The sequence below is a fragment of the Enteroscipio rubneri genome (assembly GCF_963929405.1).
Classification (GTDB): Bacteria; Actinomycetota; Coriobacteriia; order Coriobacteriales; family Eggerthellaceae; genus Enteroscipio; species Enteroscipio rubneri.
Genome location: NZ_CAWVIN010000002.1, coordinates 272264 through 292705 on the forward strand (window position 1 = coordinate 272264; position 20442 = coordinate 292705).

General features: G+C 64.1%; 19 protein-coding genes and 1 other RNA gene. 19 read left to right on the forward strand and 1 reads right to left on the reverse strand.

Features of this window, described 5'->3' with window-relative positions; all coding sequences use genetic code 11:
- The 16 genes from ABGT83_RS04565 to ABGT83_RS04640 all read left to right on the forward strand — a co-directional run bounded on the left by ABGT83_RS04565 (position 1) and on the right by ABGT83_RS04640 (position 16865).
- Entirely contained in the window at positions 1–1509 is a 1509-nt protein-coding gene (locus ABGT83_RS04565) for a UDP-N-acetylmuramoyl-L-alanyl-D-glutamate--2,6-diaminopimelate ligase (protein ID WP_346686169.1), read from the forward strand.
- A 5-nt stretch (positions 1510–1514) separates the two neighbouring features.
- Positions 1515–2996, forward strand: a complete 1482-nt coding sequence (locus ABGT83_RS04570) for a UDP-N-acetylmuramoyl-tripeptide--D-alanyl-D-alanine ligase (protein WP_346686170.1) — start codon at positions 1515–1517, stop codon at positions 2994–2996.
- A gap of 1 nt (position 2997) precedes the next feature.
- A complete protein-coding gene (gene mraY, locus ABGT83_RS04575) occupies positions 2998–4044 on the forward strand; it encodes a phospho-N-acetylmuramoyl-pentapeptide-transferase (protein ID WP_103265351.1) in 1047 nt (348 codons plus the stop codon).
- A gap of 3 nt (positions 4045–4047) precedes the next feature.
- On the forward strand, positions 4048–5556 hold the full coding sequence (murD, locus tag ABGT83_RS04580; RefSeq protein WP_346686171.1) for a UDP-N-acetylmuramoyl-L-alanine--D-glutamate ligase: 1509 nt from the start codon (positions 4048–4050) through the stop codon (positions 5554–5556).
- A gap of 9 nt (positions 5557–5565) precedes the next feature.
- Positions 5566–6822, forward strand: coding sequence for a putative lipid II flippase FtsW (ftsW, locus tag ABGT83_RS04585; protein WP_103265349.1), 1257 nt, complete (start codon positions 5566–5568; stop codon positions 6820–6822).
- Between the two features lie 4 nt (positions 6823–6826).
- Positions 6827–7924, forward strand: a complete 1098-nt coding sequence (murG, locus tag ABGT83_RS04590; RefSeq protein ID WP_103265348.1) for an undecaprenyldiphospho-muramoylpentapeptide beta-N-acetylglucosaminyltransferase — start codon at positions 6827–6829, stop codon at positions 7922–7924.
- A gap of 94 nt (positions 7925–8018) precedes the next feature.
- Complete coding sequence (murC, locus tag ABGT83_RS04595; RefSeq protein ID WP_103265347.1) at positions 8019–9446, forward strand: UDP-N-acetylmuramate--L-alanine ligase; 1428 nt, start codon at positions 8019–8021, stop codon at positions 9444–9446.
- A gap of 7 nt (positions 9447–9453) precedes the next feature.
- Complete coding sequence (gene murB, locus ABGT83_RS04600) at positions 9454–10380, forward strand: UDP-N-acetylmuramate dehydrogenase (protein WP_103265346.1); 927 nt, start codon at positions 9454–9456, stop codon at positions 10378–10380.
- Entirely contained in the window at positions 10334–11371 is a 1038-nt protein-coding gene (locus ABGT83_RS04605; RefSeq protein ID WP_346686173.1) for a cell division protein FtsQ/DivIB, read from the forward strand. The genes murB and ABGT83_RS04605 overlap by 47 nt, the downstream gene beginning before the upstream one ends.
- A 302-nt stretch (positions 11372–11673) precedes the next feature.
- On the forward strand, positions 11674–12807 hold the full coding sequence (gene ftsZ / locus ABGT83_RS04610; protein WP_103265344.1) for a cell division protein FtsZ: 1134 nt from the start codon (positions 11674–11676) through the stop codon (positions 12805–12807).
- Positions 12808–12820: 13 nt separating this feature from the next.
- Positions 12821–13669: a polyphenol oxidase family protein gene (locus tag ABGT83_RS04615; RefSeq protein WP_346686174.1), complete on the forward strand. Its 849-nt coding sequence runs from the start codon at positions 12821–12823 to the stop codon at positions 13667–13669.
- Positions 13670–13674: 5 nt separating this feature from the next.
- Complete coding sequence (locus ABGT83_RS04620; protein WP_346686176.1) at positions 13675–14382, forward strand: YggS family pyridoxal phosphate-dependent enzyme; 708 nt, start codon at positions 13675–13677, stop codon at positions 14380–14382.
- Between the two features lie 84 nt (positions 14383–14466).
- The gene (locus tag ABGT83_RS04625) at positions 14467–15366 is read left to right on the forward strand and encodes a cell division protein SepF (RefSeq protein ID WP_346686178.1); all 900 of its coding nucleotides are present in this window, start codon (positions 14467–14469) and stop codon (positions 15364–15366) included.
- Positions 15367–15396: 30 nt separating this feature from the next.
- The gene (locus ABGT83_RS04630) at positions 15397–15657 is read left to right on the forward strand and encodes a YggT family protein (RefSeq protein WP_103265341.1); all 261 of its coding nucleotides are present in this window, start codon (positions 15397–15399) and stop codon (positions 15655–15657) included.
- 45 nt (positions 15658–15702) lie between these two features.
- Complete coding sequence (locus tag ABGT83_RS04635) at positions 15703–16503, forward strand: DivIVA domain-containing protein (protein WP_103265340.1); 801 nt, start codon at positions 15703–15705, stop codon at positions 16501–16503.
- Positions 16504–16568: 65 nt separating this feature from the next.
- Entirely contained in the window at positions 16569–16865 is a 297-nt protein-coding gene (locus ABGT83_RS04640; RefSeq protein ID WP_346686180.1) for a DUF167 domain-containing protein, read from the forward strand.
- A 30-nt stretch (positions 16866–16895) separates the two neighbouring features.
- On the opposite strand, the gene rnpB is transcribed toward ABGT83_RS04640, so the two are convergent.
- Positions 16896–17245, reverse strand: an RNA gene (gene rnpB, locus ABGT83_RS04645) — RNase P RNA component class A.
- Positions 17246–17458: 213 nt separating this feature from the next.
- Here rnpB and ABGT83_RS04650 point away from each other — a divergent pair.
- From ABGT83_RS04650 to thiM, 3 genes are all read left to right on the forward strand, one after another.
- Positions 17459–18091: a thiamine diphosphokinase gene (locus tag ABGT83_RS04650; protein WP_103265338.1), complete on the forward strand. Its 633-nt coding sequence runs from the start codon at positions 17459–17461 to the stop codon at positions 18089–18091.
- Between the two features lie 142 nt (positions 18092–18233).
- Positions 18234–19574: a phosphomethylpyrimidine synthase ThiC gene (gene thiC / locus ABGT83_RS04655; RefSeq protein WP_346686182.1), complete on the forward strand. Its 1341-nt coding sequence runs from the start codon at positions 18234–18236 to the stop codon at positions 19572–19574.
- Positions 19575–19577: 3 nt separating this feature from the next.
- Complete coding sequence (gene thiM / locus ABGT83_RS04660) at positions 19578–20414, forward strand: hydroxyethylthiazole kinase (RefSeq protein ID WP_346686183.1); 837 nt, start codon at positions 19578–19580, stop codon at positions 20412–20414.
- The last annotated feature ends 28 nt before the right edge of the window (positions 20415–20442 follow it).

The following is a 20442-nucleotide window of genomic DNA, read 5'->3' on the forward strand; positions in this document are numbered from 1 at the left end:
ATGGGCAAGACCTGTACCGAGCTGTTCGCGGGGCTGGACTGCACCGTTCTCGGCAATCCCGACGACGAAGTGAGCGGCATCGCCTATCGCAGCGACCGGGTGCGGCCCGGCGACGCGTTCTTCTGCATCGTCGGCATGACGACCGACGGCCATTCGTTCGCTCAGGACGCCATTGACCGCGGAGCGAAGGTGCTCGTTGTGGAACGCAAGGTGTATCTAGCCGACGCCACGGATGTGACCGAGGTCGTGGTGTCCGACACCCGCAAGGCCATGGCGCTTGCAGCGGCAAACTTCTACGAGCATCCTTCCAAGGACTTCGCGCTCGTGGGCATCACGGGCACGAACGGCAAGACCACCACCACCTATCTTGTGGAGCACATGGCGCGCGTGGCCGGCAAGCGCACGGGCGTCATCGGAACCGTGGGCGTACGCATCGGCAATGCGCAGGAGAAGACGGCGCACACCACCCCCGAGTCGCCTGATTTGCAGAAGCTGCTCGCGCGCATGCGCGACGAGCGCTGCGATGTGGTGGCCATGGAGGTGAGCTCGCATGCCCTCGATTTAGAGCGCACGTGGGGCACGACGTTCGCCGTGACGGCGTTCTCCAATCTCACGCAGGATCATCTGGACTATCATCATACGTTCGAGGCGTACTTCGAGGCGAAGGCCCGGTTGTTTTCGAAAGGCTACCCGGCCAGACGTGTCATCTGTATTGATGACAAGTGGGGAAACGAACTTCTGCGCCGGTGCTCGGTTGCTGAGGACAGCATCGTGACCACCGGCTTCGATTCCTCGGCGCAGATTCATCCCGTGGACGTGTCCTACGAGCCCACGCACACTTCCGTCACGCTCGATGTGCGCGGGAGCCGTTACTCGTTCGACTACCCGTTGGTGGGTAGGTTCAACGTGGAGAACGTTATGTGCGCGTTCGGTATCGGGCTGCAGCTGGGCTTCTCGGCCGACGTGATCGTGGAGGCGCTCGAGGAGGCCCCGCAGATCCCCGGTCGGCTTGAGCGCGTGAAAGCATCGCACGACGGCGGCGTCTCCGTGTTCGTGGACTATGCGCACACTCCCGATGCGCTCGAAAAGGCACTCTCATCCATCGTGGCGCTCACGTCTGGACGCACCATCTGCGTGTTTGGCTGCGGAGGCGACCGCGATGCGAGCAAGCGCCCCATCATGGGCAGAGCGGCGCTCGCGGCCAACCATGCCGTGGTGACCAGCGACAACCCGCGTACCGAGGATCCGAACGCCATCATTGCCGACATCGTAAGCGGCATGGCGGCAGGAGCGGGTCGCTTCGACGTGCAACCCGACCGCCGTGCCGCCATCGCCCGAGCCATCTCGATGGCCGAGCCGGGCGATTCCATTCTTGTTGCCGGCAAGGGGCACGAAGACTACCAGCTGGTGGGCGAGAAGACGCTCTCGTTCGACGACCGCGTGGTGGCTGCCGAGGAGCTTGAGCGCGCTTTCGGCGATCAGGTCGACGAGCCAGTGAGCGGAGACTAGACGAAATGAGATTGAACGCGAAGCAGATCGCGGCGTGCACGGGTGGCTCGTTCATCGTGGATCCGCTCGATTCCCGCTCGCTCGCGACGGGGCTCACCTGGGATTCACGTGATGTGAAACCTGGCGACGTGTACGTGGCTTTGCCCGGCGAGCGCGTGGATGGGCATGATTTCGTGGGCGCGTCCCTGCGCGCCGGCGCCATCGTAGCGCTTGTCATGCAGCCGCTCGACGAGGCCGCGCGCTTGCTTGCGCGCGAGATGGGAGCCGCCGTGATTGAGGTGCCCGACACGGCGCATGCCGTGTCCGACCTCGCGCGCGAATGGCGCGCTCACCTGCATGGGCGCGTGATCGCGCTCACCGGCTCCACCGGCAAGACCACCACAAAAAACCTTGTTCGTGCAGTGCTGGCCAGCGCCTATTCGGTCGTGGCCACAGCGGGAAACCAAAATAACGAATTGGGCGTGCCTAAGACGCTACTGTCCGCCGAGCCCGAGACCGAGATGGTCGTCGTCGAGATGGGCATGCGCGGTGCGGGCCAGATCGCCGACCTCTGCGACTACGTGCGTCCCGACTGGGGCCTCGTAGTGAACGTGGGCGAGAGCCACATCGAACTTCTCGGCAGCCGCGAGAACATCGCGTGCGCCAAAGCGGAGCTGCTGTGCGCGCTGCCCGAGGGGTCGGGCCGGGCGTTCGTGAACGCCGATGACGACTTCGCGGACTTCATGCGCGTGCATGCGCGCCTCGATGCCCGCCAAGTCGAGACCGTGCTGTTCGACGGCTCCGAGCGTGCCGCTTCGCGCCATGCAGGCGCCGGCGCAGAAGAATCCGCTCCTCCCGCCGTATGGGCCGAGCGCATCGAGCTTGACGAGCAGGGCCGTCCGCGTTTCGAGGTGCATGCCGCCGGCTTCGCGCCCGAGGAGGAGGAGGCCGTCTCCTGCACGCTCAACCTGAGGGGTCTGCACAACGTGGGCAACGCCTGCGCCGCAGCTGCCATAGGACGTGCTGCAGGCATCCCGCTTGCGCGTTGCGCCGAGGCGCTTGCAGAAGCCGAGCCCGAAGCGGGCCGCCAGGAGGTTATCGCAGCGCGCGGCGGGTTCACCGTCGTGAACGATGCCTACAACGCGAACCCAGACTCCATGCGTGCGTCGCTTTCGACGTTCTGTGCGCTCGATGTGCCGGGCAGGCATGTGGCCGTGCTGGGCGACATGGGCGAGCTCGGCGATTTTGCGCCGGCCTGCCATGCGGGTATCGGCACGTTCGCAGCGACGCTTTCGCTCGATCGTCTTGTGTGCGTGGGAGAGCTTGCGATGTACATCGCCGACGCGGCAGAGCGCGCCGGCATGGATCCTGCCCGCATCGTGCGGGCTGGTTCGATTTCCGAAGTGTTCGGCGATTTGGATACCTGCGTCGAGCCCGGGGATGCCGTCCTTGTGAAGGCCTCTCATTTTATGGGGTTCGAACGTGTGGTCGAAGGGCTGGTCAACTGATATGTTCGCGATCTTTTCCCAATATCCGACATTCCTGGTGTTCCTCGCTGTGGTGGCGGCCATCGTCGTCACGATGGCTTTGACGCCGCTGTGGATAAAGTTCCTCAAGTCGAGCCATATCGGTCAGCAGGTACGTGCCGACGGGCCCGAGAGCCACCTCGTCAAGCAGGGCACGCCCACGATGGGCGGCGTGATTATGTTGCTTGCGGTGGTGGCGACGGTGCTGCTCATCGGTTTGCCCACACCTGAGACCTTCGTGCTGCTGGCTGCAACGGTGCTCACCGGCCTTCTGGGTTTCGTAGATGATGCGTCGAAGGTGGTCAAAGAGCGTTCGCTGGGCCTTACGCCCAAAATGAAGCTCGTTGGGCAGTTCGCCATCGCGACGGCGTTCGTCTTGGTGGCAGTCAATTTGCTCGGGGTGTCGCCAACCGTGGAGATACCCTTTGTTATCACGCTCGACTTTGGTATTCTCACCACCGTCGTTCCGGTGGGCGACGGCATTTCCATTCCATGGCTCTATCTGCTGTTTATGAACATCCTGCTTGTGGGTCTGTGCAACGCCGTGAACCTCACCGACGGTCTGGACGGCTTGGCCGCCGGCACCGTGATGATCGTGATGATCGTGATGGCGGCCATCGCGTATCGCTCCAACCTTCTCGAGCCGGCAATCTTCGCCGCGGCCGTTGCCGGCGCGTGCATCGGTTTTCTCTGGTTCAACTCCTTTCCGGCCGACATCTTCATGGGCGATACCGGTTCTCTTGCGCTCGGCATGGCGCTGGGATGCTTGGCCGTGCTCACCAAGTCCGAATTCGTATCCATCGTCATCGGCGGGCTGTTCGTGGCCGAGGCGTTGTCGGTGATGATCCAGGTGTTTTGGTACAAGCGGACGAAGCGCCGCATTTTTCTTATGGCTCCGTTGCACCATCATTTCGAGAAGAAGGGCTGGAGCGAAACGAAGGTGGTTGTACGCTTCTGGATCGTCTCCGGCGTGCTGGCTGCCTGCGGCTTCTCGCTCTACTTTGCCGAGACCCTCATGGCGGTGGCGTAGGGTATGGCCGTGTGCGAACGTATCGTGGACCGCACGGGCGCGGCGAGGAACCTGGGTCGCGTGCTCGTGCTGGGTCTGGGCATAAGCGGACGTGCTGCCGTCGAATACTGCTTGCCTCTGCTGGGCGAGCGCGTCGAATCGCTCTGCGTTGCCGCCGGCGCACGGACGGCGGAGTCCGAGGAGTACGCCGTCCACGTGGCAGCCTGCGGTGTGGAAATGGCGTTCGAAGACGCCGCTGTCGTTGAACTTGCAGCTCGCGTTCCGGGCGGCCGGTTCGACCTGTGCATTCCGAGTCCCGGCATCCCCCCGTTCTCGCCGCTGTTCAAGGCGGCGCAGGCCCTGTCGGCTGAAGTGTTGAGCGAGGTCGAGTTCGCCTGGCGCGAGAGCGCTGCGAGCAGCCGTTGGGTGGCGGTAACGGGTACGAACGGTAAGACGACAGCCTGCGCCTGCGCTGCGCATGTGCTGTCGTCCGCAGGACTGCGCGCGCGGGCCGTGGGCAACATTGGCGATGCATGCATTGGCGCGGTGGCCTCGGGCGATGTGGATGTCTACGTTGTCGAGACTTCATCTTACCAGCTTGCCTCCACGCAGAACTTCGCGCCGGATGTGGCCGTGCTGCTCAATATCACGCCTGACCACCTGCACTGGCATGGGTCGTTTGAGGCTTACCGCGACGCGAAGCGCAAGGTGCTCGCGAACCTGTCCAGCCGACCGGGGGCCGTAGCCGTGCTCGATGCAACCAACGACGTTGTGCGGACCGAGGTGCGCCGCCTGCGCGCCCTCGAAGCCGATGCGCGTGCCTTCTCCTATGTGCCTCTCGGCACGGCTGAAGGGCTGGGCGGCGACATGCGCCGAGCATGCGGCAGCGATAATGCGGCGTTTTTGGACGGCGAAGGCGTGCTGCGCGTCGCGCTCGACGGCGTCGAGCATGTGCTGCTCAAAGCTGATGAGCTTCTGATCAGGGGCGAACACAACGTTTCCAATGCGCTCGCCGCCGCAACGGCCGCTCTCGCGCTCGGCGTCGATGCGGACGATGTGGCCCGCGGCTTGCGCACGTTCGCACCGCTCGAGCATCGCATCGAACCCTGCGGCGACGTGCGCGGCGTTCGCTTCTTCAATGACTCGAAAGCGACAAACGTCGATGCGACGCTCAAAGCGCTCTCGTCGTTTTCCGGAACGCGTCTCGTCGTGCTTCTTGGTGGAGACGACAAGGGCACCGACCTCGCCCCGCTCGTGGCCGCCGCGCGCGACAGTGTCCATGCGGTTGTTTGCTACGGTGCGGCAGGCCGCCGATTCGCCGAGGCCTTCGAGAAAGCGCCGGCAGGAGGCCCTGTCGTGCTGCGCGCGGCTCATCTGAAGGATGCCTTCCAGGTTGCGCTCGACACAGCCGAGCCAGGCGATGCTGTCCTGCTGTCGCCGGCCTGCGCTTCGTTCGACGAGTTCTCATCGTTCGAGGAGCGCGGCCGTGTGTTCAAAGCGCTCGTCGCCGACCGCGCCGCGCGCGGGGAGTAGGAGCGCGCCATGGCCTCCGCTCGCGAAGCGCGGGATGTGCCGGCGCACATCCTCGGACCGCGCCTGCTGCTGCTCGTCACGGTGCTGGCGCTGCTGCTCATCGGGCTTGTGATGGTGTACTCCGCCTCTACGGTGGAGGCGCTCTCCGAGGGGTCCGATCCGGCTTCGTACCTATTTGATCAGATCAAATTCGCCGTCATCGGTGTGGTGTGCGCGCTTGTCGTATGGAAGTTCTTTCCCTACGAGGTATGGCGCGGCCCGCTTGTATGGGTGGCGTGGGGGCTGGCCGTCGGTATGCTCGTGCTCGTGGCCGTCATGGGTACCGTAGGCCTCGGCGCGCAGCGCTGGCTTTCACTCGGCTTCATCAGCCTCCAGCCCTCGGAGTTCGCGAAAATCGCGTTCATCCTCATGGGTGCCCGCATTCTCGATCGCTTTCGCGCCGGCGAACTTTCCACACGCGACCTCTTCGTGCAGACCGCCGTGCTCGTCCTCATCCCCATCCTATTCTTGTACCGCACGCAGTCAGATCTGGGCACGACGCTCATCATCTTTGTCGGCATCCTTGCGGTCATGTGGATTGGCGAAGTGCCGCTGCGCATCATCCTCCTCGTGCTGGGAGTGGGCGCGGTCTTTGCGGTATTCGCCACGGTATTCACCGGTTATCGATCGGATCGGCTTCTATTTCTCGATCCTTGGGGCGACGGGGAAAACGGCTATGGAAATGGCTGGCAGCTCATCCACTCGTTCTACGCTTTCGCCGACGGAGGCCTGTTCGGTGTCGGCATCGGGAACTCGCGGGAAAAATATCTATGGCTGCCCGAAGCCGAGACGGACTTCATCTTCGCCATCATCGGCGAGGAGCTGGGACTTGTGGGCGCGTTCGCGGTCATTCTGCTGTTCATGCTGTTGCTCTATGCGGGCATGCGCATAGCCCGGTCGGCCCCCGACAACTTCGGCGCCATGATCGCCGGCAGCTGTACGATCATGCTCGTATTCCAGGCGTTTCTCAACATCGGATGCGTCATGGGCGTGTTGCCGACTACGGGCAAGCCCCTGCCGTTCATCTCGTCGGGCGGCTCGTCGCTCATCGCGACCCTCATCATGGTGGGTCTGGTGCTGTCCGTGTCGCGTGCGGCCGGCGCTCCCAGTATCTACGACCGCAGGCGCGAGGATCTGCGCATCGTGCGATCGGTCCCCGACGATGCGCCACGCCGCGCGCAGGGGCGTGCAGATCGTCGGCAATCGCCTCAGCGGACCAGGAGGTAGTCCTATGCTCATCGTGCTTTCCGGCGGCGGGACCGCCGGTCATATCAATCCGGCGCTCGCGCTTGCGGAGGTGCTCGAGCAGCGAGGCTGCGACGTGCGTTTCGCCGGGACGCCCACCGGCGTCGAGGCGCGTCTTGTGCCGGCTGCGGGCATTCCGTTCGAGCCCTTCGAGGCCGCCGGTTTCGATCGGGGACATCCGCTATCGCTTCCCAAGGCGCTCGCAAAGATACAGAGAAGCACCGTGGCCGCGCGCCGCTGGTTTGACGAGATCCGCCCCGATGCGGTGGTGGGCTTCGGGGGCTACGTCTGCATCCCGGTGGCTCGTGCGGCTGAGCAGCGCGGCATTCCCGTGGTCGTGCACGAGCAGAACTCGGTCATGGGCATGGCGAACAAGTATTTGGCCCGCCGTGCCGCCGCCGTATGTCTGACCTACGAATGCGCGGCCTCGGCGCTCAAGGACGAAAGCCGCGTGCGCGTGACCGGCAATCCCGTACGCGGAAGCGTGTTTGCGGCGACGCGCGAGGAAGGGCGCGCGCTGTTCGATATTCCGCAGGACGCGCGCATGCTCCTCGTGACGGGGGGCAGCCTGGGAGCGCGCCACCTGAACCAGGCGGTGGCGGGGCTCAAGGACAAGCTGCTCTCTTACGAGGATCTGCATGTGGTGCACGTCGCCGGGCCGAAGGACCTCGACGCAACGGCCGAAGCATTGGCCCTCTCTTCCGAAGAAAAGCGACGTTGGCATCTGCTCGGCTATCTCGACCGCATGGGCGAAGCCATGGCGGCTGCAGACGCCATCGTGTCGCGCGCGGGGGCGACGTCGCTCGCCGAGATTTCGGCTCGGGCGCTGCCTGCGTTGCTCGTACCGTTTCCCTTCGCAGCGGAAGATCACCAGACCACGAACGCACGCGCCTGCGTTGAGGCAGGCGCGGCGTACATGGTTGCCGATGCCGATGTCGAAGGTTCCGAGTTCGCGCGCCTGCTGTGCACGCTGATCGAGGACGCCGACGCACGGGCGCGTATGTCGACCGCCGCTCGCGCGCAGAAGACGCGCGACGCGGCCGGGCTGTTGGCCGATGCGGTCATGGAGGCCGCAGGCGCCTGAGCCGACGCTTCGGACTGCGTGCGTCCCGCGCACGGCGGCGGTAAGGTACAATAGCGGTTCTCGGGATCGAACGGATCGGATCGAAGGGCAGAGGATGGACACGAGGCGCATCGAGCAGATACATTTCATCGGCATCGGAGGAGTCGGCATGAGCGGCATAGCCCGTGTGGCTTCCGATCAGGGCATGCGGGTGAGCGGGTCGGACATCAGGGAGAGCCGCTACACGAGACAACTCGTCGATGTGGGCGTCGAGGTGCGCATCGGCCATGACGCAGCCAACGTTCCTGCAGGCGATCCTGTCGTTGTGGTGTCCACGGCTATCCTCGATAACAACCCCGAGCTGGTAGCGGCCAAAGAGCGGGGGCTTTCCGTCTGGCATCGTGCGCAAATGCTCGCGTATCTGGGGCGCGATCTCGAGACGCTTGCCGTGGCAGGAACGCACGGCAAGACGACGACGTCCTCTATGCTGGCGAGCTCGCTCGACGGCGTGGGAGAGGATCCGACATTCCTCATCGGCGGTATCGTGCGCGCCTACGGCACGAATGCGCATTCCGGCACCGGCCCCCATTACGTGGTGGAGGCCGACGAGAGCGACAAGTCGTTCATGCACCTCGCTCCGCGTGCCGTGCTTGTCACGAACATAGAGGCAGATCATCTCGATCACTACCGCGATCTTGACGAGATCTACGAGAAGTTCGCCTCGTTCATCGGCTCGGTGCCGAAAGACGGCGGCGTGGTGGTGGCCTGCGGCGAGGACGAGGCGCTCGTGCGCATTGCGCGCACGGCAGACCGCAAGCTGTTCACCTACGGCTTCGATGAAAGTTGCGACATGCGCATCGCGTCGTACGAGCCGTGCGGTATCGCGAGCTCGTTCTCGCTTGCGCTGCCGGATGGCACCACCGTGGACGGCCGTCTGAAGCAGAATCCGGGCCGGCACAACGTGCTGAACGCGGCAGGTGTGATCGGGCTTCTGTGGGCGCTCGGCTACGATCCGGCGAAGGCCGCCGAGGCGCTCGCGGAATTCGCGGGCGTCAAACGTCGGTTCGACCTCGTTGGCGAGGTCGGGGGCATCACGATCGTGGACGACTACGCGCATCATCCTACCGAGATCGCAGCCACCATCGAGGCCGCCTCGAAGTTGGGCTACCGTCGCGTGCACGTGCTGTTCCAACCTCACCGCTACTCGCGCGCGCCTCTGTTCACAGAGGTGTTGAAAAACGAGTTTGCCGCTGCTTTCGACGCGGCCGACTCCGTCACGTTCATGGACGTCTATCCGGCTGGCGAGGCGCCCGTTCCTGGCGTGTCGGGAAAGACGTTCCTGAATGTCGTACTCGACCATCCAGGCCACCCTGAGGCTTTCTATGTGCCGCGGCGTATCGATGTCGTGCCGCATCTTGTCGCGAGTCTTGCCGATGGCGATCTGCTCGTCACCATGGGCGCGGGCGATGTGACAGCCATCGGCCCTCAGCTTGTTGACGTGCTGACCCGTTCCGCAGGCATCGCTTCCGGGGACGGGGCGTGATGCGGTCATGACCGCGCGCCACGCGTCGCCGCTCGAAGCGCTGCTCGTTGACGAGTCCTTCGATGCCGACATCTATCCGAACGAGCCTATGGCTCGACACACAATGTACCGCATCGGCGGGCCTGCGCGTTTTTTCGTGCAGGCATGCTCCATTGGCGCGCTCAAGCGCCTCGTCGAAGTTTGCGAAACGTCGGGGACCCCCTGGGTAGCCGTAGGGCGGGGCAGCAATCTGCTCGTGGCCGATGAGGGGTTTGCGGGCGTCGTCGTGACGCTTGGACGGGATTTCCGGGTGTGTCGCTACGACGAGGACGATCATCGCTTCTGCGTGGGCGCGGGGGTGCCGCTTTCCTCGGTAGTGCAGGACGCGTTCCATCGCTCCCTCGCCGGACTCGAGTTCGCTGTGGGCACGCCGGGCACCATCGGCGGCGCGCTGCGCATGAACGCGGGATCGCGGGACGAATGGATCGGCTCGCGTGTGGTATCCGTGACTACGTACTCGGCTGAACGGGGGCTTGTCAGGCGTGCAGGCGAGGAGATGGTCTGGGGGTATCGCACGAGTTCGTTTCTGCCCGATGAGATCATCGTCGAATGCGAACTTTCCGTAGAACCTGCCGACCCCTTCTTCATCCGCGGTAAGATGGAGGCATCGCATGCGCGACGCAAGAAGACGCAGCCCCTCACGTATCCCTCGTGCGGAAGCGTGTTCAGGAACCCTGAAGGGGAGTCGGCCGGCGCCCTCATCGAAGGGGCGGGCCTCAAAGGCTTCACGATTGGCGGAGCCCAGGTGTCCGAGCTGCATGCGAACTTCATTGTGAACACGGGAGGCGCCACGGCGCGCGACGTGATGGATCTGATCGACTTGGCCAAACGTAAGGTGTACGAAGCATATGGCATCGAATTACAGCCGGAAGTCCGCTTCCTCGGGTTCTCGTAGGCAGCCTGCGCGAACCCGAGGCGCTTCCGGTCGCGGACGAACGGCCCGTCCGGCTCCCGGTGCGCGCCCGCAATCGCGTTCGGGTCCTCAGGCGGGCGCCTACCGTGCCATGCCCGGCGGCCAACTGCCGAACCGTCGCGCCGGCCAGGCCCAGCGTCCTCTGACGTCGGTGCGCGTGGGCGATCTCGATCGCGCCGAGAGGGCCGTCCGAGCTCAGCGCACATACCGCCGCCACCTCATCCGCATCGGAATCGCTGCGGCCTGCGCGGTTGCGCTTCTGGCGGGCGGGATCGCGCTGTACTATTCCGACGCCTTCTCCATCGAACGCGTCTCGGTGCAGGGGGTCGAGCACCTGACCGCAAGCGAGATGGAGCAGCTAGCAGGCGTGCCCGCCGGCACCACGCTTCTGCGCGTCGATGCGGATGCCATACGATCGCGTCTGCTTATGGATGCCTGGGTACAGGACGTGTCGGTGAATCGCGTGTTTCCGGACACCCTCGAGATCGTCGTGACGGAACGCACCATTACCGCTGTGGTTGATGTTTCTACCGAAAATGCCAGTTCGACCCAAGCATGGGCCATTGCTTCTGACGGCATGTGGCTCATGCCCATTCCGGCGCAGGATTCCGAAGCGGGCCGGAACACGAGTCCCAAGGTGTACGAGGATGCGGCTTCTGCCCTGCACATCGCCGATGTGCCATACGGCGTCGAGCCGAAGGTGGGCTCGTACTGCGGCGACGCGAACGTTAACAACGCGCTGGCCATCGTCGACGGCATGACGACCGATCTCGCCGGGCGCGTGACCACGGTAAAAGCAACCGAGACCGAGTCGACCACGCTCGTGCTCGACAACGGCGTCGAGATTGTCTTTGGCGCGGCGAAGGATATTCGCGATAAGGAACGAGTATGTCTCGAGATCATGGAGCAGCATCCTGATGTGGTGTACATCAACGTGCGCATCGTGGAGAGTCCGACCTGGAGGGCTCTTTGAGGACCTGTTCGAGAGGCCGCCTTGGAAGGGCCCAGTCGCTCGGACAGTCCTCGCATCGCTGCGGAACTCGCTTGGTGGCCCCTTCCAAGGCGGCCTTCTGCCAGATTCTCGCTCGCTGGAGGAGTTCGACAGGGGGGGACGGGGGGCGTCGTCGCCTCACCGGTTTCATATTGTGGACGTGCGGTTTTCATTCTCGCAGCGTAATTTGCAAATGGTTGATCATCGTGTACAATAACCGCACGTGAACTGTACCCACGAAGTGAAACGCAGCATTTGAAAACGCAGCTGGTGTGGAGGAAACAATGCCAAACAAAATAGGTTCCGAGCATTTGGCGGTCATCAAGGTCGTCGGCGTAGGCGGCGGCGGCACGAATGCCGTGAACCGCATGGTCGAAGCGGGGGTGCGCGGCGTCGAATTCATTGCCGTGAACACCGATCGACAGGCGTTGCTCATGTCGGATGCCGACAAGACGATCCACATCGGCGAGGAGCTGACGCGAGGCCTCGGCGCCGGAGCGAATCCAGAGGTCGGTTGCCAAGCTGCAGAGGAGAGCCGTGCGGAAATTCGCGAGGCGCTTGCCGAAGCGGACATGGTGTTCGTCACGGCTGGCGAGGGCGGCGGCACGGGCACGGGCGCCGCGCCCATCATTGCAGAGATTGCGCGCGAGGAGATTGGCGCGCTTACCGTCGGTATCGTCACCAAGCCGTTCTCCTTCGAGGGCCGCACCCGCCGCAACCAGGCCGATCAGGGTGTCGATCTGCTGTCGCAGAAAGTCGACACGCTCATCGTCATTCCGAACGATCGCCTGCTTGAGATCGTCGACAAGAAGACGAGCATGCTCGATGCGTTCCGTATTGCCGACGATACGCTGCGCCAAGGTATCCAGGGCGTCACGGATCTCATCACCATCCCGGGCCTCATCAACCTCGACTTCGCCGACATCCGCACCGTAATGAAGGATGCGGGCACGGCCATGATGGGCATCGGCCTTGCCTCCGGCGAGAACCGCGCACTCGAAGCAGCTCAGCAGGCCACGAACTCGAGCCTGCTCGAGACGTCGATCGCGGGGGCTTCGCGCGTTCTGTTCTCCATTGCCGGCGGCCCCGATCTGACGCTCACCGAGGTCGATGCGGCGGCTCGCGCGGTCGAGGCATGCGCCGACGAGAACGCGAACATCATCTACGGACAGATCATCGACGAGTCCATGAAGGACGACGTGCGCATTACGGTTATCGCGACCGGCTTCAAGTCCGCGTCGCCGCAGCAGTCTTCCATGGACTTCTCAGCCAAAGACCTCTTCGCTCCCACGGCCATGCCGGAGCCCATGCAGCAGACGCCGCCGTCCATTTCATACTCGGCGCCGTCCAGTGCCGGGGGCAACGGTCGCTTCGCCGACGAAGATTACATTCCCGATTTCCTGAAACGCCAGCGTTAGAGGGCCGCCGTCCATGGCTTTGCCTGACTCGTTGCCAGCTCCGCACCTGACCGCGCGCCGTTTCGGCGCGCGTCGTCTTCTTCTGCTCACCGACGAGGCACTGTTCGAGTGCGCTGGCGTGCGCATTGCGTTCACGGGACGAGAGGGCGGCAAGAGCTCGGGTCCTTACAGCTCGCTTAATCTCGGAAGCCATGTCGACGACGATCCCGCAGCTGTCGAGGCGAACCGCGCTATTCTGCTCGATGCGCTCGGCGCCGGCGATACGCGCCTTATCGTGCCGAATCAGGTGCACGGCGACACGATCGTACGTATTGACGATACAGCTTCTGCTGCGCTCGATGCAGCGTGCCGGCGAGCCGCTGATGGAGCCGATGCGGTTGCGGTTGCAGTGGAAGGCGTTGCGGCGCTGCTATGCTTTGCGGACTGCGTGCCCGTGATCGTCGTTTCGCCGAGCGGCCGCTTCGCCGTCGTCCACGCAGGATGGCGCGGAGCGGTTGAGAATATCGCGGGCAAGACCGTTCGGCTGCTCGTCGAAGCCGATCGGTCAGACGGAGCATACGGCGATGCTGGCGCTTTCAACGTGTACGTGGGCCCCCATATCCATGCGGAATGCTTCGAGACCGGTGCGGACGTACGTGCCCGGTTTGCGGCCCGTTTCGGAACCTCGTGCATATGCGACGAGTCGCATGTTGACCTATTGGAGGCTCTCAGGGTCGGGCTTGTGGAGGCGGGAGCGGCGCGCGACCGTATCGTTGACGCAGGCGCGTGCACAAAATGCGCCCCGGATCGCTACTTCTCGTATCGTGCATCGGGAGGCACGTGTGGCCGCCATGGTGCGATTGCGTTTCGAAAGACGAGGTGAGTCACATGGGATTTGACGAGCGTTACCATCGCACCCTCGAAGAAGTCGCCGCATGCGCTCGCAAGGCGGGGCGCGACCCGCGCGAGGTGCGGGTGGTCGCGGTGTCGAAGACGGTCGGCATCGACGAGATCGAGACCGCGGTCGCGGCCGGCGCGCATGACTTCGGTGAGAACCGTCCCGATGCCCTTGCGGAGAAGCGCGGGCATCTGCCAGAGCAGACCTGGCACTTTATCGGGAACATTCAATCGCGCCGGATTCCCGATATCGTGCGCGACGCCGTGCTTGTGCACTCACTGTACCAGGAGCGCCATGTGCATCGATTCGAGGCTGCTGCGGCTGCTGCCGGGAAGGTGCAGGACGTGCTGCTCGAGGTCAATGTGTCAGGCGAGCACAGCAAGAGCGGTCTTGCCCCGGCCGACGTTGCAAGGATGCTCATCGCGTGCGAGCCGTGCGACCATGTGCGCGTGCGCGGCCTCATGACGATGGCGCCGCAAGGTGATCTCGCGGCGGCGCGTGCCTGCTTCGAAGAGCTTGCGCGCCTGCGCGACGAGGTGCGACGAGGCTTGGAGCCTGGTCGCGCTGCACTATTCGATGAGCTTTCTATGGGCATGAGTGAAGATTGGCGCGAGGGCGTCGCCGCAGGCGCTACCATAGTGCGCATTGGACGGGCTCTGTTCGACGATGCTTTCGAGAACGGCTCGCATTCTGATTGACGCAGCGCTCGGTGACGCAGACGCAGCGACGGCTCGACCGTCGGACATGAAACGAAGCAGGTGAACGATATGGAGCTGCCCAGGATGAAAAAGACGGAGCGCGGTATGCTCGACGGCCTCAAGTCGAAGCTCGGCTTCGCCGAAGCCGACCGGGGCTACGACGAGCGTTACGAAGACGACTACGGCGACGACTACGGCGATTACGGCGATCTGGGTGAATACGGGCCCGACTATCGCGACGACCTTGATGACGGCGCTGCAGCAGGTTCTCGGTACGATCCTTATGCGCCGGTGACCACGCGTCCGTCTCGGGCCGGCTACACGCCCTCGCCCGCGCACGCTACGAGTGCGACGCCGCCAAAGCTTGTCTCTATCGATGATGTGCGTGCCCGCACGCAGGTTCCCGAGAGCTTGGGGCGCGATCCGCTGCCGCCGCGTCGCGTAACGCCGCCGTCGGTAGGCGTGCACCGCGGCGAACGTACGATGGTAGACGCTTCGACGTCGGATCTGTCCAACACGCCCAACGCCCGGGCAGCCGCCGCATCGCAACGCGAGCGATCCGAAAGCCTGAACTCCCTGTTCTCTTCGACTGCCGTTGCGGCGAGCGCTTCTTCTCCCGCCGATGGCTCGAGCGCGGCCAAGAGAGCCGCTGCAGCTTCCGGCGGATTCGATCCGTACGAGGCCTTTGCGGGCGCCGGGTCGCCCAAGCACAGCCCCACGCGCTCGATCACCGTGCTCAAGCCGGCAAGCTATGGAGAGGTCGAGCGCATCGCCAAGGCGCTCAAAGCCGGCGACGCCGTTGTTCTCGCCTTGCGCAACACGCCTGACAACTTGGCAAAACGCATTCTCGATTTCTCGTTCGGGGTGTCGAGCGCTCTCGATGCGAGCGTGGACTGCGTGGCCGACAAAGTATTCGTCATCACCCGTGGTGCTGCGCTCACCGATGCTGAGAAGACGGGACTGCGCAACCAGGGGGTGCTGTAGCGTGATATCGGACAGCAAGGAGTCTACCGTATGCTGAGCTTGAAATATCTGATCGTTTCGTTGGCCGATGCGTACAGCATGGTGCTGTTCGTCTACGTCATTTTGTCGTGGTTTCCTACGGATCGCGGTATTCTGGCCGATGTCAACCGGGTGCTTGCGAAGGTATGCGACCCCTACCTCAACCTGTTCAGGAAGTTGATACCCCCTATTGGAGGTATGGTGGACGTTACTCCCATAATCGCACTGCTTGTATTACAATTCGGAGTACGCTTGCTCGTGAACCTGTTCTAACATATATGCTCGTGGAACTGCACGGGCAAGACGAAGGGACTACAGATGGCAATCACCTCGGCTGAAATTCACAACCAGAGCTTCTCGGTCGACCGCAGGGGCTACGACGTCGACGAAGTGGACGTGTTCCTCGAGCATGTCGCTGACGAGATCGACGATATGAACTCTCAGATCGTCCAGCTTGAAAACCAGCTCGATGAGGGCAGGTTCGACGGGTTCGACAAGCCGGCGCGCATTGAGGCTCCCGCAGCCGACGAGGCGGCTCTGGCCGAGAAGGACGAGCGCATCGCAGAGCTCGAGCGCCAGCTTGAGGCGAAGAAGGCGGACGACAACGCCATCGCGCAGGCCCTCATCATCGCGCAGCGCTCTGCCGACGAGATCATCGCGACGGCGAACGCTCAATCTGCGGCCACCATCAAGGATGCCGAGGACGAGGCGTCCCGCATCGTGGGCAAGGCCGAAGCCGAGAAGCAGAAGGTGCTCGACGCCATCAAGAAGCTCGAGGACGACCGCGAGGATGCGCGCGACGAATACAAAGAACTCCTTACCGACTTCATCAGCGATGCGACGCGCAAGCTCGCCGAGATCGGGGGCGCGCCGGCTGCTGCCGCTCCGGCTCCGAGCGCCCATGCCCGCTCCACCGCGTCGCTGGGCGTAGCGTCGTCCGAACGTGTGACCGCCTCGGCGCAGGCTCCCATCAACCACGAAGGCGCAAGTGCATATGCAGCTCCACAGCCTACGGGTGCTGTTATCGCTCCGGCTACGCCGAAACCCTCGGCAGTCGAGAAGGATCTTTCCGGCTTTGGCGATGCCGACGACGGATTCGAATTCGAGGAAATCGACTAGGCGGTTCCGCCGGTCTCAAGACCGCCGCTCATTCCGAGCCCGCGTCATGACCGAACGCTCAGCCCATGTCTGAAAAACCTATCGTCATAGCAGTTCACGTCACGCCCCGATCGGGGCGTGACGAAGTTTCGGGCGTTCGCGCAGATACGACAGGGGCGCGCGAGGTGTGCGTGCGGGTGACAGCTCCGCCCGATGGCGGCAAGGCGAACAAAGCGGTGTGCAAGCTTGTGGCCGATGCGCTGAGCGTGCCAAAGTCACGTGTGGAAGTGGCGTCAGGGCATACGGCGCGCCGCAAGCGCTTGGCGGTGGAAGCCGATGCCGCTTCGATTGAAGCTTGGATTGCAGGACTTCCCGTTTGCTAGGGGTTCCGTGCGGGAAAACTATGGTTCCGAGATGCGAGCGGGCCGATAAGCCGGGTTCTGTCGGGGACGATCATTTATCTCGAACGTGCGTCGCCGCACGCCTCAAGCACGCAACCCGAACGCACGGCGGGCCACCGTATCGCGTTCCTATTTGCGCTTGCTCCGGATGGGGTTTGCCAAGCCGCGCCGTCGCCGACGCGCTGGTGCGCTCTTACCGCACCGTTTCAGCTTTTCTCCCGCCGTCGCAAGGACGCGGGGGAGTCTTCTTTTCTGCGGCACTTTCCGTCGGGTCGCCCCGCCCAGCCGTTAGCTGGCATCCTGCCCTGCGGAGCCCGGACTTTCCTCACGCCCGATGGGCGCGCGATCGCCTGGCCCGCTCGCAGAGCGTATTCTAGCAAAACGGGCCCTGCTCGCGCGCGCGAAACAAGAACCACCGTGAAAAACCGATGGGTGATCGATGGCAGCGTGCTGCGCAGTGCGTCGCTCAGGAAGGGTTTTGCAGATCCGAAGCTTTCGCACAGGGCGCCTCGTTCTGTGCGCTTGTGGTATCCTACGACGTCGAACGAGGGAACGCCGATAGGATCGAGGAACCAATGGCCACATGCGCGCTCGTAGGGGCGGTCGACTTCAATGCGGAGGACTTCGAGGCTCGCTGGGAGGCCGGGGGGTTCGACCTCGTCATCGCCGTGGACGCGGGCTTCGCTCACCTTGAAGCTATCGGCGCGGTGCCCGACATGGCCGTGGGCGACTTTGACTCGCTCGGCTACGTGCCGAAGTGCAGGCGCGTGTCGCGCTATCCCGTGAAGAAAGACAAGAGCGATATGGAGCTGGCCATGGAGAAGGCCGTGGACTGGGGTCACGACGACCTCGTGATCTACGGTGCGCTCGGCAGCCGACTCGACCATACGCTGGCGAACCTGCAGCTGTTCGCCAAGTTCTCGGAGCGCGATGCGACCGTGACCGCGATTGCCGACACATATGCGGTGCGCCTGCTCACTGGCCCGGACGTGTTCGAGCTGCCGCCACTCGGTGAAGGCACCGTGTCAGTGTTCTCGGCCAACGATACCGCGCAGGGAGTCATCGAGCGCGGCATGATGTACTCGCTCGACGATGAGCCCTTGTCGAACCGCACCTCGCGCGGCCTGTCGAACGAGCTTCTGGACGAGGAGGCTACGGTGGCCGTGGAATCCGGCACGCTCTACATCTTCTACCCGTTATCCGCATAAGAGCGCGCTACAATCTGATCCGCACCTTTTCATACCGGGGAGCTTGCAAGCCGCATGCGCGGTCGGGCAGGCTGAGAGGAAGCGCCGACTCACGCTTCGACCCGAGGAACCTGACATGGGTAATGCCAACGAAGGGAGCTCTATGACGCAGATCAGCGCCGCAGCGCGCGGCAATCCTGCATTGGTCACGCAAATCGACCACGCCCGCGCGGGCACCGTCACGCCGGCCATGCGCACCGTGGCCGAGAAGGAGGGGCGCGACCCCGAGTACATCCGGGAGGGTGTGGCGGCCGGGCGCATCGCCATTCCTGCGAACATCCACCATGCGAGCCTCTCGCCCGAGGGTGTGGGCGGCGGCCTGCGCACGAAGGTGAACGTGAACCTGGGCATCTCGGGCGACGTCGCCTGCGAGGCCGAGGAATGGAAGAAGGTCGACGTGGCCCTTGAACTGGGCGCCGAGGCCATCATGGATCTGTCGAACAGCGGCAAGACGGCCGCGTTCCGGCGCGCCCTCGTGGAGAAGTCGCCGGCGATGATCGGTACCGTGCCGATGTACGACGCCATCGGCTATTTGGAGAAGCCGCTCGTCACCATCACGGCAGAGGACTTCCTCGACGTGGTGCGCGCGCATGCCCAGGACGGCGTGGACTTCGTCACCGTCCATGCGGGCATGAACCGTCGCACCATCGAGAGCTTCCGCGAGACGGGCCGCCTCACGAACATCGTGAGCCGCGGCGGGTCGCTCATCTTCGCCTGGATGGAGGCCACCGGCAACGAGAACCCCTTCTACGAGTTCTACGACGAGGTGCTGGCCATCCTGCACGAGCATGACGTAGCCATCAGCCTGGGCGACGCCATGCGCCCCGGGTCCACCTACGACGCCACCGACGCGGGGCAGATCGCCGAGCTCATCGAGATCGGCAAGCTCACGCGCCGCGCATGGGATGCGGGCGTGCAGGTGATGGTGGAGGGCCCGGGCCACATGGCGCTCGACGAGATCGCCGCCAACATGAAGCTGGAGAAGCGCCTGTGCCACGACGCACCCTTCTACGTGCTGGGGCCGCTCGTCACCGACATCGCGCCGGGCTACGATCATATCACGGCCGCCATCGGCGGAGCTGTGGCCGCGGCCTCGGGCGCCGACTTCCTGTGCTACGTCACGCCGGCCGAGCACCTGCGCTTGCCCGACGCCGCCGACGTGCGCGAGGGCCTTGTGGCAACGAAGATCGCCGCACACGCGGCCGACATCGCGAAGGGCGTGCCCGGCGCGCGCGATGCCGACAACCGCATGAGCGACGCGCGCCGCCGCGTGGACTGGGAGGGCATGTTCGCCGAGGCGCTCGATCCCGTGCGTGCGCGGGAGTATTTCGAGAGCGCGCCGCCCTCGACGGAGGGCACTTGCACCATGTGCGGCGAGATGTGCGCCATGCGCACCGTAAATCAGATTATGGACGGTCTGACGGTCGATCTCGGGAAGGAGTAACCTATGGAGGCATTCGCTTTGAAGAAGGCTTTGGACAACGTGCGCGCGACGACGCCGCTCGTGCACAACATCACGAACTACGTGACGGTGAACGACTGCGCCAACGCGCTTCTGGCCATCGGCGCGAGCCCCATCATGAGCGACGAACCCGCCGACGTGGAGGATATCCAGACCATCTGCGGCGGACTCGTCCTCAACATCGGCACGCTCAATGAGCGCACCATCGCAGGGATGTTCGCGGCGGGGGAGCGCGCCGGAGTGCTCGGGCATCCCATCGTGCTCGATCCGGTGGGGGCCGGCGCCTCGGCTCTGCGCACGCAGACAGCTGGCAACCTGCTGGACAAGCTGGATATGAGCGTCGTGCGCGGCAACATGTCCGAGGTCAAAGCACTCGCCGGCGCCGCGGCGGCTACGCGCGGCGTTGATGCGAACCCCAACGACGCCGTCACCGAGGAGAACCTGGCGGAAAGCGCCGCCTTCGTCCGCGTACTCGCTGCCAAGACGAATGCGATCGTGGCGGTGACCGGGGCCATCGACGTCGTGGCCGATGCCGAGCGCGCCTTCGCCGTCCGCAACGGAACGCCGCTTATGGGCCGGATCACCGGTGCGGGCTGCATGCTCTCGTGTCTTGTCGCGGCTTTCGTTGCGGCGAACCCGGATGCGCCGCTCGAAGCGACGACGGCTGCGGTGACTGCCATGGGCCTTGCTGGCCAGACTGCGCAAAAGCGCATGGGAGGCTTCGATGGCAACGGATCGTTCCGCACCTACGTGCTCGACGCGCTCTATCGTATGGACGGTGAGGCGCTTGAGGCTGGCGCACAAGTGGAGGAGCTGGCGTAACATCTGACGGGACGAACGCTTCGACCCG